12 protein-coding genes are annotated in these 15,918 nt (G+C 32.5%); all 12 read right to left on the bottom strand.

Features of this window, described 5'->3' with window-relative positions; genetic code table 11:
• Positions 1-70 precede the first annotated feature (70 nt).
• Positions 71-1,435, bottom strand: coding sequence for a hypothetical protein (locus Q1K37_RS01010; protein WP_300408495.1), 1,365 nt, complete (start codon positions 1,433-1,435; stop codon positions 71-73).
• 13 nt (positions 1,436-1,448) lie between these two features.
• A complete protein-coding gene (locus tag Q1K37_RS01015) occupies positions 1,449-2,939 on the bottom strand; it encodes an MBOAT family O-acyltransferase (RefSeq protein WP_300408497.1) in 1,491 nt (496 codons plus the stop codon).
• 184 nt (positions 2,940-3,123) lie between these two features.
• Positions 3,124-3,684: a DUF924 family protein gene (locus Q1K37_RS01020; protein ID WP_300408498.1), complete on the bottom strand. Its 561-nt coding sequence runs from the start codon at positions 3,682-3,684 to the stop codon at positions 3,124-3,126.
• A gap of 84 nt (positions 3,685-3,768) precedes the next feature.
• Positions 3,769-3,957, bottom strand: a complete 189-nt coding sequence (locus tag Q1K37_RS01025) for a hypothetical protein (RefSeq protein WP_300408499.1) — start codon at positions 3,955-3,957, stop codon at positions 3,769-3,771.
• Positions 3,958-4,215: 258 nt separating this feature from the next.
• A complete protein-coding gene (gene arcA, locus Q1K37_RS01030; protein WP_300408501.1) occupies positions 4,216-5,442 on the bottom strand; it encodes an arginine deiminase in 1,227 nt (408 codons plus the stop codon).
• A gap of 328 nt (positions 5,443-5,770) precedes the next feature.
• Positions 5,771-7,519: a DUF2207 domain-containing protein gene (locus Q1K37_RS01035; RefSeq protein ID WP_300408503.1), complete on the bottom strand. Its 1,749-nt coding sequence runs from the start codon at positions 7,517-7,519 to the stop codon at positions 5,771-5,773.
• A 10-nt stretch (positions 7,520-7,529) separates the two neighbouring features.
• Entirely contained in the window at positions 7,530-8,072 is a 543-nt protein-coding gene (locus Q1K37_RS01040; RefSeq protein WP_300408505.1) for a LemA family protein, read from the bottom strand.
• Positions 8,073-8,354: 282 nt separating this feature from the next.
• Positions 8,355-9,827, bottom strand: coding sequence for a galactose-1-phosphate uridylyltransferase (locus Q1K37_RS01045; protein ID WP_300408507.1), 1,473 nt, complete (start codon positions 9,825-9,827; stop codon positions 8,355-8,357).
• An 8-nt stretch (positions 9,828-9,835) separates the two neighbouring features.
• Positions 9,836-10,687, bottom strand: coding sequence for an aldo/keto reductase (locus Q1K37_RS01050; protein ID WP_300408508.1), 852 nt, complete (start codon positions 10,685-10,687; stop codon positions 9,836-9,838).
• Positions 10,688-10,706: 19 nt separating this feature from the next.
• Entirely contained in the window at positions 10,707-11,423 is a 717-nt protein-coding gene (locus Q1K37_RS01055) for a hypothetical protein (protein ID WP_300408509.1), read from the bottom strand.
• Between the two features lie 6 nt (positions 11,424-11,429).
• Positions 11,430-13,994, bottom strand: coding sequence for a bifunctional lysylphosphatidylglycerol flippase/synthetase MprF (mprF, locus tag Q1K37_RS01060; protein ID WP_300408511.1), 2,565 nt, complete (start codon positions 13,992-13,994; stop codon positions 11,430-11,432).
• 158 nt (positions 13,995-14,152) lie between these two features.
• Positions 14,153-15,868, bottom strand: coding sequence for a peptide ABC transporter substrate-binding protein (locus tag Q1K37_RS01065; RefSeq protein ID WP_300408513.1), 1,716 nt, complete (start codon positions 15,866-15,868; stop codon positions 14,153-14,155).
• Between the last annotated feature and the right edge of the window lie 50 nt (positions 15,869-15,918).

Consider the following 15,918-nt stretch of genomic DNA (forward strand, 5'->3'; position numbering starts at 1 on the left):
TTTAAGACTTGTAGACTACAGTCCCCGAAGGATATTTCTCTTTCCCTTTGCATAGAAAAAGAATTTTCCATTAATTACTTTTGGCACTTTTGACATATATTTTAATACTATCCTTTATACTTTCAAATTTTTTCGTTTCCATTGTGGTTTCATATCCTCCCTCTACTTTATACATATCGAAGATGCCACCTTTTGAAAGCCAAATATAGGAATAGGTCTCGTCTGTGTTCAAATTTATCTTTGTTAAGGTTTTGCCCTTATCTACTTTAATGTCCTCATCCTCTAAGTCCAGTTCATCATAATCTTCTTCAGATAAGTTATCCAAAGAAGGATTAAAGTCTATGGCTTTCATTCTCTCTAAATCAAAGTAATTTTCTATAACCGTATACTCTGCAACTTCAAAGATTACACATTCAGGCTGGAAAATATTAAAATAATAGGGAAATTCGATAATATTTTGGTAGTCATGAACGTGGATATATTCATTAAATGCATTTATAAAGTATTTATATCCCAATTTATTCATATAACTTCCTTGAAAAACCAAGGCTTTAGGGGTGTTCTCCACATTTTTGGACTCATTTATAAAATATCCAAATCCAGGATAGGAAGGATTAATTTTAAGCTCGGAAAAATAATCCTCATATAAACTCTTTGGTTTTTGCTTTAATTTCAATTTCAGAACAGTCTCGTCAATTGGAAACTTTGAGACTAAAAGAGATTTTTCCAAAGTTTTTGTTTGAATAAATTCATCCAACTTATTTATATGGATATTTTCATTTTTTTCTTTTAATTTCTCTAAAATGGCATTACTGCCATAAAATGCACCTATATCATTCCAATGATTTGCATCATATTTAATATTAAACCCTTGAATGCCCTTATCCCTTAGCTCCACCATGGTCCCAGTATTGTCCAAGTAGTCTATATTTCGTCTTTCTAATTCCTTAAAAAATAGATCCACCCACTGTCTATTATAGTTGACCCCTTCTGCTATCTTGTCTTGATAAATAGCAGGCTTTGCAGGATTGAACACAAATAGAAAGGGGATATTCCTTTCTTGACAATAATGCTGAACTTTTTCTATCATATCAGCAAAAATCATATGAAAATCACCAAAATCATTACTAGTACTTACTCCCCCACCAAATACATAACCATCTTTTCCATAGGTATATGACGGATGTACCATCTTATTAAATAGTCTATCATTTAAAACCGTATAGGATGTTATCATCTCATCTCTAAATCCTAATCTATCGTTTACATAGGATTCAATATTTTGTGTTAAATCTCCTTCTAGGGTAAATGGATTTTCCGTTAAGGCCCTATTATCTATCTGGGATATGGAATTTGGTTTTATATTAAAAGCCATTAGAGGCGCCAATATAATTAAGATAAACAAAATTATAAAAATTAATTTAAACTTTTTCATAATTAACCCTTTCTTAGTATTGGAAATAAATAAATGGACTGTAGGTGGAATTTACCATGAATAAAATGGATATAATAAAAAGTCCGATAAAGACTATCTCTTTTATTGCATATCCCATTGGTTTCTTCACAAAATTCTTATATTTTTCTTGTATACTTGGCAAACCAAAGACCGTTGCTCCAATAACTCCCATAATTACCAAAAAGATCATTCTATTATCAAAGTAATATCTCCAAGTATATGGAATATTTTCAAAGGAAACTCTTCCAAACATAATTTTAAACCATCTGGTAAATTCGGAAAAACTACTAAATCTAAATAATTCCCAGCTGAAAAAAGTGATGGTCATAGCGTATAACCACTTTATTATTTTAGGAGTTTTCTTATACCAATTTTTTTGTGATACAAGCTTTTCTATTATATTACAAAGCCCATTTACCATTCCCCATAGCATATAGGTCCAACCTGCTCCATGCCAAATACCTGTAAGGGTAAAAACTATAGCAACATTTAAAATTGTACGTCTTTCCGACCTTCTGCTTCCTCCCAATGGAAAATATACATATTCTCTAAACCATTTTCCCAATGAAATATGCCATCTTCTCCAAAATTCTGTAATTGACTGGGACAAATATGGAAAATTGAAATTTTCTTGAAAATCAAAACCCATCAAATTTGATAATCCTAAAGCGATATCTGAATACCCAGAAAAATCGAAGTATATCTGTAACATATACAACAATGCAACTCCCCAAGAAGTTGGTACATCGATTGCATCCGATGCTAAAGCTATACATTCTCCAAAGGTGTCGGCAAGAATCAACTTCTTGGAAAAACCTATCATTATCCTATTTATTCCACTTGAAAAAGAATCAACATCGATTTTTCTTACATATATTTCCCTTGAAAAGTCCTTCCATAATACTATTGGACCTGAAATCACCTTTGGGAAAAATAACAGATAAAGTGCACAGTCAATTAAGCTTCCTGCACTAGCGTCTCCTCTATAGATGTCGACCAAGTAGGATATGGCGCTAAAAGTTATAAAGGATATTCCTAAAGGTGCTAAGTAAGACTTCGCCTTTATACCATCTCTAAATAAAAAGTTCCAAGCTTGAGCTATAAGTCCAGTGTATTTAAAATGAATCAATACAAATAAAACAATAACTATAGATAAAAATAATATTGGTAGGGCTGCAGTTATTTTTTGGTTATTTTCACCTTCGCCATTAACTGTCATAGCCACACTGAAATTCTTGTACTTTTCAATTGCCTTCCCTAAAAAGAAAACGGTAAATATATAGATTAAAAATCGAAAACTATCACTAAAAAAAGCCCAACTATAAAAGACAAAGCTTATTCCAATAATAGTCAGGTCTTCAATCCTATATTTTTCTAAAAAATGTGAAAAAGTTTTATTTAAACCTAAAAATCTTATTCCATGGTACAAAATCATACTCAATGGAAAAAATATAAAAAGAAAAGTCTGCGTTGTAAAAGACATAAAAAACTCCTTTAATATGACCTTGTATAATCTACTAGAAAATACAAATTTTTCAGCATAAAAAGAAATTTATTTACTGCTGATAAAATATTATATCATATTTAGATAAATCAAGCACCCATCCCACACCCTATATGAGTGAAAGATGGGCACCTTTCCTTACAATAGGATTAAAATCCTATAATTATTTATTTTCCTTTTTTCTATAGAATCCATCTTTATTAATTTTAAGTGCTTCTATCTCTTCTGGAGTTGATTCTCTATTTAAATCGTAGTTTTGATATGGATAGCGTCCAAATCTTTTTAATACCTCTAAATGTGCATCCTCAAAGTGTAAGGTATCTTCACCAAGTTCTTCAAAATATGGTCTTGCCCACTTATGAAGCTCTAATGATTCTGAATGCATAAAAGGTAATAATGCAAACTTTTTCTCATCTTCTGAAAGTTCTTCATAGTCATCACTTAAAACCAATTCCTGAGCAAGGGCAATGGCCATCTTATCCTGTGTATAGGTTCTAATATCATGTCTAAACATATTTCTTGAAAACTGGTCCAACACGATTATCTCGGCAAGTCTACCTTTTGGATTATCACGCCACCCTACTAAAAGACCTTCTTTAGCTTTCTCCCATGTGTCTAAAAACTTATCTTCAATCAATTTGTCAAAGTCTTCATCTTCGTCAAACTGCTTATCAATATTTTCTGGTGCAAACCAAAAATCTAATACATCATTATAATCTTTCATTTTATCACCCTATTGTTTTATACCCATTATTAAAAACTTGTGTTGGTATTAAAATTCAAAAAAGTCCTCATTCGAGGACTCTTTCTATTTTTTACTACTTATTTCTTCATAAAGTTTTTCAACGCCTAATCTAAGAATCTCAGACTTGTTATATCCTAACTCCTTAGAACAAAACTCTATCTTATCGAGATCTTTCTGGGAAACCCTCAAATTTAAAGTTTTGTTTCTTAAGCGCGCTTCTCGTTTTGCTAGATAACCATTTTCTTCTACCATAATAACAACGCCTGTAAAGGCTTTTTCTCACCCTCCCCACTTCAATAATTTTCTTAATTGCCTTAACCTAATCTATACTATACCGGCGTATAAATTAGATTTCATTACTATTATAGTGTTTATCTATGAGATAGACAAGTAAGCTGTCGTTTACATAATTATATAATGATAAATTATAATTAACTATACTCATTTGCAAAATAGAGTGTTTAATTATAAGATATAGTTTACTTGTACCTTATTATACTGGCAGTGTTATTATAATATTTCTTCTCTAATTAGAGGCATACTCATACAACGAGGGCCTCCTCTACCCCTTGAAAGTTCACTATCTCTTATCTCAAGGACATTTACTCCTCTCTCCCTAAGTAGTTCATTGGTAATGATATTTCTCTCATATACCACAACATTTCCTGGAGATATACAAAGTGTATTGGAGCCGTCATTCCATTGTTCCCTTTCAGAAATCATCTTATCTCCGCCACCACAGTAGATAAGTTCCACTTCTCTATCTAAGTACCTGGACAAGATATTTCCCAAAGTGTCGTGTATCTCATTGGTTTTTATCTCCTCACTTGAACTTCCTTTTTTTAATTCAAAGACTCTCAAGGTTTCAAGAATTCCTGGATGCACCGTAAATTTATCATAATCTATTTGAGTGAATACGGTATCTAGATGCATAAATGCCCTAATCTTTGGAATATCTATGGCAACAACAGTTTCTATTTCACTGTCCGAATTATAGAAAATATTCTTTGCCAGCTTTTCAATTGCCTCTGGTTGTGTTCTTTGTGAAATTCCCACTGCCAAAGTCTTTTTATTGATATTTAATACATCTCCACCTTCAATGGAAAATTCATAATCTCTATCATAAAACTTAACAACGTCCTTAAACTTTTCACTATGACTAAATATCATATGGGCAAAAATAGTCTCTCTTTGACGGATAAAGGTATACATCTTGTTGATAACTACGCCATTTCCTACAGATGAAAAAGGGTCTCTTTGAAAATATAGATTTGGCATAGGTAACATCAGCATATCAGAACTATCCTGGGAATAGGATTCTAAAAATTCTGATTTTTTTAAATCTATTTCCTTGTAATTTACACCGGCAATAGATTTATCCACCAATTTTTTCATATCCGTAAAACCATTAAAGTATTCCCGTAATGCATCGATATAATAATCGCTTTTTATGCCTGAATCCTCTAATAATTGGTTTATGAAATCTTCTTTCAGCTCTGGTTTTTCCTTCAAAAGATCAGCCATTAGCTCTTCTAAATAAAAGACTTCTACTCCCTTTTCTCTTAATAGATTGGCAAAAGCATCGTGTTCCTCCGCAGCTCTTTCCAAATATGGAATGTCGTCAAATAATAACTCCTGCAGTTTTCCCGGAGTCATGTTCAAAAGCTCTTCCCCAGGTCTATGGAGTAAAACCTTTTTTAATTTTCCAATCTCATTTGTTACATTAATACTAGTCAATTTTACACCTCACTATTAATTGAATAAGTTCTAGAAATAGCAGAAAACATTTTCAATTAAGCAATCAAAAAATTTGATCACCCAACTAATTCTGTAATAAATATGAGATTTTTATCTTGATTTCTTCTAATCGATTTATCTCTAATCTACCATTCTAATAAAATATTGGTCAAACACAAAAATCTAAATGCTCGACTTGTTCTCAATAAATAATTATACACTAAATACTTATAGCTTTAAAGTAAAATCAAGGGCTCATCATCAAACACCACTACTTTTTTAAGAATTTGATAGATTGAACCCTTGATTATTACATAATTTCAAAAACCTACCTTGCTCCTCCTCCAGAGCCTCCACCAAAGGAACCGCCACCTCCGCCGATACTGGAACTTCCACCATATCCAGAGCTACCACTTCTACTACTTGAAGAGGAATATTCAAACGCAGCATAATAAGCAGTCCTTGCCATATCATGAGCCACAGTTATCGTATCAGGATTGTAGAGTTCTTCGTATTCAATCTCAGGATATAATTTACTAAATTCCTTTCTTACTTCCTCAGTTATCCCCAGAAATCCTGCCCATATCATATACTTATCCCAAAGGTGTACATTATAGGACTCACGCTCATTGAGTAGAGAGAAATTTTTTAAATAATTTCTAAACCTTATTACCCTGGACATCAGCTCCTCACCTTCAGGCGTCTCTATAAATTCATTATTTCTAAATAGAGTCCTATTGGGATTTTTTTGATAATACCCTAGAGCTAGTAATCTATTTTCTGAAAAATTGAATAGGCCATCTTGAAAAAGTCTAAGTTCTCTTTCATTTTTCCTTGCCCAAAGGGAGAACTCATTACTTTCCAAAAGTCCATCCTCAGACGCTTCTAACAGTTTATAAAACAGGGTCACTTCCTTCGGATCCTCTAAAGAATCCTCCTTTTGTCTTTTATTAAAGGAGATTGTATTAATCTTAAAAGCATTTTTTTGTCTTTTAAAGATAGCCCCTTGTTGAGTTTTTACAGTTTCAATAGCCCCCTCATGTATCCACTTTAGAAAATATCCGGTTAAAAAGTTAGTGAAGTTTCCATAGTCCAATCTATACAATAGATCATATAGTTCAGATCCAGTATGTTCTGTTGGAATGTCCCTATAATATTGACCCTTTAATTTTCTTTTCATTTTATTGGCTTTTTTTGATCTTTTAGCTTTATTAGCTATAAATCTTCCAGTGAATAAAGCGGTTAATATTGCAACAAATGGAATTCCTAAAGTCATTATTAAAACTGAAATAAACTTCTTCCAACTTCCTAAGGGTACGTCATTTTCCTGAATAAAAGAAGATCCTTCTTTAGCCCCTTTTACTATATCTGTATAGGTTTTATCTATAGTTGAAGAAGTATCAATGGAACCCTTTGGCAGCTTATATAAAACTGTAACGTAATTTGTTTCCCCTATGGTTTCGTGGGAGGTTGCACTGACAAAATCTTCATGAATTTGAGTTTCTCCAACGTACCCAAATCCCCAGATCCTTAAATCCTCCTTATTAAAGGGAACATCACTTACAATTTTTAAATTAAAGTTCTCTATTGGCATATTAAAGCTATCATTTACATATTTCCAAAATGTCAAAAGTTCCCCATCGGAAGTCTTTCTAACAAAATTGGAGATTTTATAGACCAGGGTAAATTGATGTTGCCCATAACTTCCTATCCCCATTACCAATTCATCTTGACCATTGTTATTATATATCCCGCTTTTATTTTTTTTATCTTCAATTGAATCATTAACATTCCAATTTCTACCCATGTCTTCAAACTTTACACCATTTTCAAAAACCTGGAAGTCAACTATTTTAGAATCTCTCATATCACCCATGGGAATATAGAATTCTGTACCACTATACTGGTGCAAATCAATTGTTGAAGTAATCGTTGCAAAACCATCTTTATGAATTCTGGTTTCCATTTCCATATTGGTAATTTTATTGGATTCTGCATTTATCTTTATTGGAAAAATTAATAAAAAAAGGGCCAATAAAGATACTATGAACCTTTTTTTTATAAAGTCAAATCTCATGGTTTACACCCTATTTCCATGAGGGCATATCAGTCTTTGTTGAAGTATTTTCAAAATACTCTTCCTGTTGAAAACCCATTGCCGATGCAATAAGGGATTTAGGAAAAACCATTAATGCCCTATTGTACATGGTAACAGTATCATTAAAAATCATCCTTGAATGTCTCACATTATCTTCGTATTTATTTATAGATTCCATAGTGTTTTCATATAGATTAGAAGCCTTGAGCTGTGGATAGTTTTCAACTATTGCTAAAAGTCTACTAAATACATTGGAAAACTGTTGGTCATCTTTTTCAATCTCCTTAACAGAAGAATTCTTCCCTATAGATGACCTTGAATCCACAATGTCCTTTAAAACTTTTTCTTCATAATCGCTATACTTTGAAGTACCATCAATCAATGTCTTTATTGCATCCCATCTAGACTCGATTTGAGCAGCTATTTGACTTTTAGAATTCCTTACATTTTCACGTAGTCTAACTAAAGAGTTATAGACCCCTATGGCATATAGGACTAAAAGCACTAATATTACAATTACTGCAATTATCATAATTTCCTCCTATTTAAATATATTTGTAGAATTTCCAAGTACTGGATCAATCTGCTATTAATTTTTTAAAAATAAGTAATACTCATGTAAGTAGTATTACTTTTTAATTATTGTTACCCTAAGCCTTGGAACATTTCTCATTTACATTAAGATTTAACTTTGTTTTAACATTCATACATAGAATATCACAACAATTTAGTGATGAAATTTTTAAAGAAAAACCCTCCTACTAACTAAAGCAAGGAGGGTAAATTTAAAATTTATTGCCATAGACTCTACTATTTAATTTTTGAGCTTTTCTAAAAAAAGTTTTAATCCTTTAGTATCATATCCTTTAAATATGGAACAGTCTTCTAAAATCCTTTTAAAAATCTCTCCAATTCCCTCGTCAATACATCTACTAAAGTCCTTTTCTTTACAGCTCTTAAGTAAATCTATCAGACTCTTATGTTTTATGATGATTTCCGGGTCTAGGTTTCTTTCATTTACCATATACTCTTCAATAATTTTCTTTTCTTTTTTTAATCTTCCAGGAAGAACTGCATAACCTGCCGCTTCTAATAATCCAATATTTTCCTTCTTTATATTATGATATTGAGTAGTTGGATGAAAAACTCCAAAGGGCTTTTCTAAAGTCGTCAAATTATTTCTCAGAATCAAGAAAAAATTGTAGTATCCATCTATCTTTTTCAAAATAGGAGTAATCGTATTGTGTTGACCTTCTTCATCCCTAGAAATTATGTTTTCCTCTGGAAAATCAAAATTTTCCCATATCTTTAATACTTTTTCACATATCCTTTGTACACTTTCTCTATCTTTTCCAACAATTTTAATCGTAGTCATAGGCCAATCCAAAATGGACAGTTCTATATTTTCATAACCTAAAACTTCAAATTTTATACTGTCCTTGGCATTAAAAATTGGTAAGTCACAATTACCACCTTGATAGTGTAGATGATTTAATATAGATCCACCAACAATAGGTAGTCCAGCATTAGAACCTATAAAGTAATGGGGTAAAACTTCCACAAAGTCCATCAAATAGGAAAAAGTACTATTATCTATTACCATTTTCTTATGTTCTTCAGAAAATACTATGCAATGTTCCTGGTAGTAAACATAGGGAGAATACTGAATAAACCAATTCCCTTTTAAATCCAAAGGAATGCTCCTAAGGGTTGCCTTAGAATTATAATTAAGACCTCCAGCATAGCCTTCATTTTCTTTACAAAGCATACACTTGGGATAAACCCTAAGTTTCTTTTTATTTTCGTTTATAATGTCGATTTGTGACTTCTCAGGTTTTGACAAGTTGATTATCAGCTTTAAATTTCCGTAATCAGATTTATATTCCCAGAAGTAATCCTTTAAAATTCTATCCCTTCTGATATAGTTAATGTCTTTACAATATTCATAAAAAAAATCCGTAGCTTTCTTTGGAGAGGTCTCAAGCAATTCATAGAACTTTTTTGTAATCTGTGAAGGTTTTAAGGAAAATACATTCATTATTTCAGTATCAAAATTATCCTTTTGTACCCTTGACCCGCCATCGATTATTCCCCTAGAGGAGGCCTCTTGAACAAGGGATTCTAAAATCTCTTCAAGAGATCTAGAAGTTAATTCTACCTCATTTCCCATGACATCTTCATTAAATAACCATAGAATTCTATTTGTAATATATTGTCTGTCCTCTTCATCAACTAATTTTTTTTGAATACCATATTCAACTAAATCCAAAATATCTTGGCTTAACACAGCTCCTCCTATACTATATCTAAAAATTGTCTACTTGATGGTGGTGGAAAAATATTATCTAAAATCCTTAAATCTTTCCTATCCAATATCATCCTACCAATCCTTATTATTTCGTCTATATGCTTCTTATCCGTAGATTTTGGTATTGGAATGATATTGTCCCTACTAAGTACAAAGGCTAAAAGTAACCCCTGGATGGAGATATTATACTTACATGCAATCTGATTGAGTCTAATATTATTGATTAAATCAGTATTTAGCATGCCACCCATTGCCATAGGACAATAAGCCATCATCCTTATGCCCTTTTCCTTTAAAAATCCCTGCAACTCAAACTCCGTTCCTCGAGAACCCAAGTGGTACAAAACTTGATTTACAACACAGTGGTCCCCATCCAATGTATGGTGCAATTTTTTCATATTAAAAAGATCAAAATTGGACACTCCCCAGTGCTTTATCAACCTTTTATTTCTAAGTTCTTCCAGGCAGTTTACCGCCTCTTGAAAAGAAATTGGTCCAGCCCATCCAATAAGATATAAATCTAAATAATCCGTCTTCAACCGCTTTAAGGTGTTTTCTATGGAATAATAGATTTTTTCCTTTTTACAGTTAAATGGACAAATCTTAGACACCAAGAATAGCTCTTTTCGATTAAAGTTTTCAATAGCTTTACCGACGATTAATTCAGCTTTGCCTTTGGTATACATCTCAGCAGTATCGATCAGCTTTATTCCACCTTCTAAAGCATATCTTAAAGCATCAACCTCTTTGAATAAGAGTGAAGGATCTTCTCCTATTTTATAGGTAGTTATTCCTAACTTTGGGATTTTAATTCCAGTTTTTAATATCAAATTTTTCATTTTATTGATCTACCATATATTATAATCCCATAATGTAACTTTCACCAAGGTCTACCATATCATCTTTGATTACTTTTCCATGTAACATCAATTGAATTCTGCCCTTAAGGGATGTACCATCCTCCATTATTCTGGTAAATAGAAGAACTGGTTTATCAAGAATTTCTGAAACCTTTAAATACTCGCTCTCAGCCTTTTGGCTATCTGCAAACTCCTTAGAATGAGACCAATAGAATAAATCCACCTTAGCATCCATATCAACAATCTGAGGTAAAATTTCTTCATCCAGAAAATCTTCTCCCAAAACTATACCAATCTCCTTATCCTTTACACCATAGCTGTATAATTTTTCCCCTTCCCTATAGTCGGCACATGCTCTTTCTGCTTTCCATTTAGGAGATAGGCTTCTATAATTGAAGCCTTCCTCTCCACCAGTTCCCATAAGCATATAAGAAGAGTATATTCCTCCCTTATAATTCTCATAATAACCAAATCCTAGAGCAAAATTTTTATTTGAAAGCGCCTTTTTAATGGTCACTATTTCCTTAGAATTCTCAAACAAAGTAGATTTTACATCTTCTTTATAGTCAAAGGACATAGAATCATAGCCTTGTAAAAATCCTTCTTCGTATAGTATAAGATCTACATCTTCTGTATTTTCTATCTCTTCCAATACCCTTTTGATATTTTCTTCTGGGATATTGGATTTTAAAACTACAGGTATCTTTAAAATCATAATGTACTATTTCCTTTCTATATCTTTCTTAAACTCTTCAAAATAACTAGTTTCCTTTTCATTTCCATATCCATAGGCAACATTTACCAGTTTTATTAAAGTGTCTGGCAGTTGAAAATCATCCTTATAGGCTAAAAAAACCGAATTCCAATCTGGAGTATACTTGTTCTTAAATCTCCTAAGACCTTGAAAACCATAGATTTTATTGCCATATTTATAGGCGAGTTTTACAGTTTTTTCCTTTCCTGAAGAATATAATTTATTTCCTACATTGGACAAAGGTGCTACACCAAGATCAAACTTTTCATAGCCCTCATCTTTTGCCCAATTTATAATACTTAAAAACATCATGTCCATAATCCCTGGAGGACCATCTTGAACATGTCTCATTAAGTCAATGGATATGGTCTTAGTACCTTTTAGTGGAAACATATTTGCAAATGCATAAATTCTTTCCTCGTCTTCAATTATAAAAATAGGTGCTTTTTGTAGATAGTCCTCCTTGAAAGCTCCTAATGAAAATTGCATTTCCCTACGCTTGCCTAACCACTGGTCGGAGATCTCCTTCAATTTCATTATAAATTCCTTGGAAAAAGGTGGCTCTACAATCCTAAACTTTAAATTTAGGGTGTCCATAGAGTTTAAAGTACGCCTTAAAATCTTAAATTTCTTTCCTGCAAGTGAAAAGGACTCTAAGTCCACAAGTGCATCTTCTCCTAATTTCAACAGAGAAAAACCTTGATTTATAAAGGCTTCAAGATACTTTCCAGTCACTTGGAAGAATACTACATCCATCCTATTTTTCGATGCCATATTGATAAACTCATCCATAGCATCTTCGAAATCCTCGGATTTTCCCGCAGGGTCACCTAAAACAAATAACTTATCCTTATAGGGCCTATAAAGAAACATTACCGTATTCTTCTCATTGAAGAATATGTTCTTGTCCTTCATATAAAAGGAATGCGTATTGGCTACATAGGGGTACTTTTCAAAAAATGCTTCAAATTTCTCAACATCCTCCATATCAACCGGCTCAAATTCCATATATTTTCTTTCTACGCTAAGGATAATTGAGTAGATACACAAAGTTATTATTGGAGCAAAAAGAACATGGCTTAAATTGTTCTTTATAAAATTGAAGCTAAATTTCTCCATCCCATAAAAGAAGTTTACCTTATGTCTAAAATTGTAAATCATTATTCCAATTGAGAATAATATTACTATTACTAAGGCTCCTTTAAAAAATTTCTTAATTGAGAGGCTCTCTGCTAAACCATCGAAATAATCCCTATTGATATAAAGTCCAAGTATTAAGACTATACATATTAAAGTTTCCAAATATCCCTTCCCGACTACCATGTACAAAATTGAAATGATAATAAGAAGAAGGATTACCATCCTATGGGCAATTCTAACCCTGTTTTTAATACCCGTCGATAGTGCCATCAAGGATAGTCCACAGATTAGTGTAAATCTTTTATTTAATAAAAGCATGTAATTTGGAAACAGTTTGGAGATTAATCTAAAGCGAATAAATAGTCTTGGAACGAGCATGGAACAAACGATTATTCCTCCAGTTGCTAGTACGGAATACGATAAGACTGTACTTATGGAATTTTGCTTTTTTATATCACTTTTATCGGCTTCCCCCTTAGTAGAAATAACGAGCAGTAGTAGGCCCACTATCCAAGGTATGATCGTATAACAAATTCTACAGATAAGAAGTGAAAGGACAATATTTGGAGTATTATATCCCAACATATTAAATACCAAGATACAACAGGCTTCAAAGGAGCCTAAACCACCAGGAATCAAAGATAAAATTCCTACTATAGTCGCTATTACATAAACTGTACAGGCTGTTAATAAGGATATGCTATTTTCATAATATTTTATTGTAAAAGCAAAGAATACAGCAGCCAAGAACCACTCAAAAGTGGACTGTAGGGTTATGTATACCCGTAGTTTTCTCTGGGCTCTAACAAATATAGAACCTTCATCCTCAAATAACCTTTTAAAGGGAAATTTATCTATAAATATAAATCCTATAACCAGTAGAAACATTAAAAACAGGATTGGAACCAAGGTATAGTTCTTCTTTTGTATTAAGCCTATACCAGAAGGCAGTCCAAGGGAAAAAAGTCCTATCATATCTGAAAATAAAACTATAAATAAAATTCTATTGACAACTTTTTTATCCACTTTATACTTATCATACATCAGCTCCCTGATGGTAAGGCCTGCCACCCCACCAAATCCTATAAAATTATTAAAGGACTGGGAAATCCAACCTATTTTGAAAACCTCTTTAAAGGGAATTTCCATCTTGTAGTATCTTGCCAACAAGAAATCATAGATTGTTGCAAAAGAAAAACAGAACAATCCAAAGAATATGAAGAACACCTTCGCCTTAATATCTGTATTTCTAATTAGGGCTTTTATTTCACTAATTTGAATACCCTTTATCTCTTTTCTAATAATATATGCGGTTATAACCAAAATAAAAACAATCAAAATTGTTCTTATGTAATTCTTATACTTTTTGTAAAAATCTTTTATCTTTCCCATAAATCCTCCTTACTATACTAATATAATATCACAGTTAAAGGTGGGTTTATGGGCTTTTTATAATTGTAAGAAAATTGTAAGAATTCATAAAATTTAAGAGGAGATGAATAAACATCCCCTCTTAAACTTCTTATTTATATTCTATTTAGAACTTCTAGCTATTTCCTACCAGAAGTGTCTATAGTCTTAAATCCTGTTGTTGTAAAGTCATTAAAAGCTATTCCCTTGATATAATCATAGTAGAACTGTAAAGAACCAGTATGGGTTAGTGGTATAACAACAGTTTGATCTGAAATCATCTGTTCAGCTTCCTTATATTTTTCTAAAGAATCCTTAGGATCCTCTGCCTTAATAGCATCTCTGATAAGTTCATCATATTTTTCGTCTTTCCACTTTGTGTTTACAGCATTGGCAGTAGACATAAACAATGTCAACATAGCTGAAGGGTCATTGTAGTCTGCAGTCCATGCCAAATATCCCAATTGATAATCCGCTTTTTGAATTCTACCAGAAAGTATAGGCCATTCCATTGTCTCCAACTTAATATTTGTTCCTAAAGTTGAGTTAAGGGATTGTTGAATAAATTCACAGTTTTGCTTAACAATTGGTGTATTTGTATATATCAAAGTAATATCCGCTTGGGCAGGATCTTCTCCCTTTCCTATTTCTTTTAATCCCTCAATAAACAAAGCTTTTAAGTCCTTGTTTTCTTCTCTAAGCTTTGCATAGGTGTCCCCAGCATCTTTTCTAAAGTCGGTTCCATCTAATTCCATACCACCAGGAACCCAACCAGTTGCAGGTTTTTGAATTCCCTTAGCAATTAAATCCGCCAAACCTTGTTTGTCGATTGCAAGAGAAATAGCTAATCTTATTTTATCGTTCTTTAGGTATTCATCACTGTGATTAACAGCCAAATAGTTAACAGATGGAATTTGAATCTCCTTATTTTCTACCCCTTCCATCTCCTTAAACTTTGAAACCCATTCTGCAAGGTTAGTTCTAACCGCATCAACCTCTCCAACTTGGAAAGAGTTCATAACGGTATTGGTATCTGTCATAATAGGTAAATTTACAGTTTCAAGTTTAACAGAATCCTTATCCCAGTACTCTTCATTTTTAACAAGTGTAATTCTTGAATTGTGAGTCCATTCAGAAACCTTAAAAGGTCCACAGGATAGTACTGTGTCAGCTTCAGCACCATATTTTTCGGCATATTTTTCAACTAAGTCCTGTCTACAAGGTAGCATAACTCTAAACGGAACTAAAGTTGGAAAATAAGCAGCTGGATTTTCCAATGTAACTTCAAGGGTCTTTTCATCTATAGCTTTCACACCTAGTTCATCCATATTTACTTCGCCTTCTGCACCATTTAACTTAGCAAAGTTCTTAATAGGGTCCAATAAAAAGGCAGACTCAGAACCAGTTGCAGGATCTACAGATCTCTTAATACCATATTCATAGTCCTTAGCTGTTAGAGGTTGTCCATCTTCCCACTTCAACCCTTCCCTCAAATGGAAAGTATAAACTAAACCATCCTCAGAAACTTCATATTTTTCAGCAGCAGCAGGTAAAATTTCATTAGTACCATCTTCCTTTTCACCCATTCTAAGAAGAGGTTCATTTATATTGTTGATAATGGTATTACCATATAAATCAGAACCCTTTTGAGCGTCAAAGGTGTTTGGTTCTGCATTTAAAAGAGTATTGTAATACTGTCCCTCTGCATTTGCATTTCCATTAGCACTTTCTGTAGAATCAGGATTGTTAACGTTACCACCATCTGTACCATTTTTCTCTCCTCCGCCACCACATGCAGTGATTAAAACCATCACAAACACAAGTAGTAAAGAAAGAATTTTTTTCTTGCTTGTCATTATATATCCTCCTATGAACATAATATAGTGATTGCCATATGAAATCGTTT

The organism is Lagierella sp. (genome assembly GCF_029983815.1).
In the GTDB taxonomy this organism is placed as follows: domain Bacteria; phylum Bacillota; class Clostridia; order Tissierellales; family Peptoniphilaceae; genus Mediannikoviicoccus.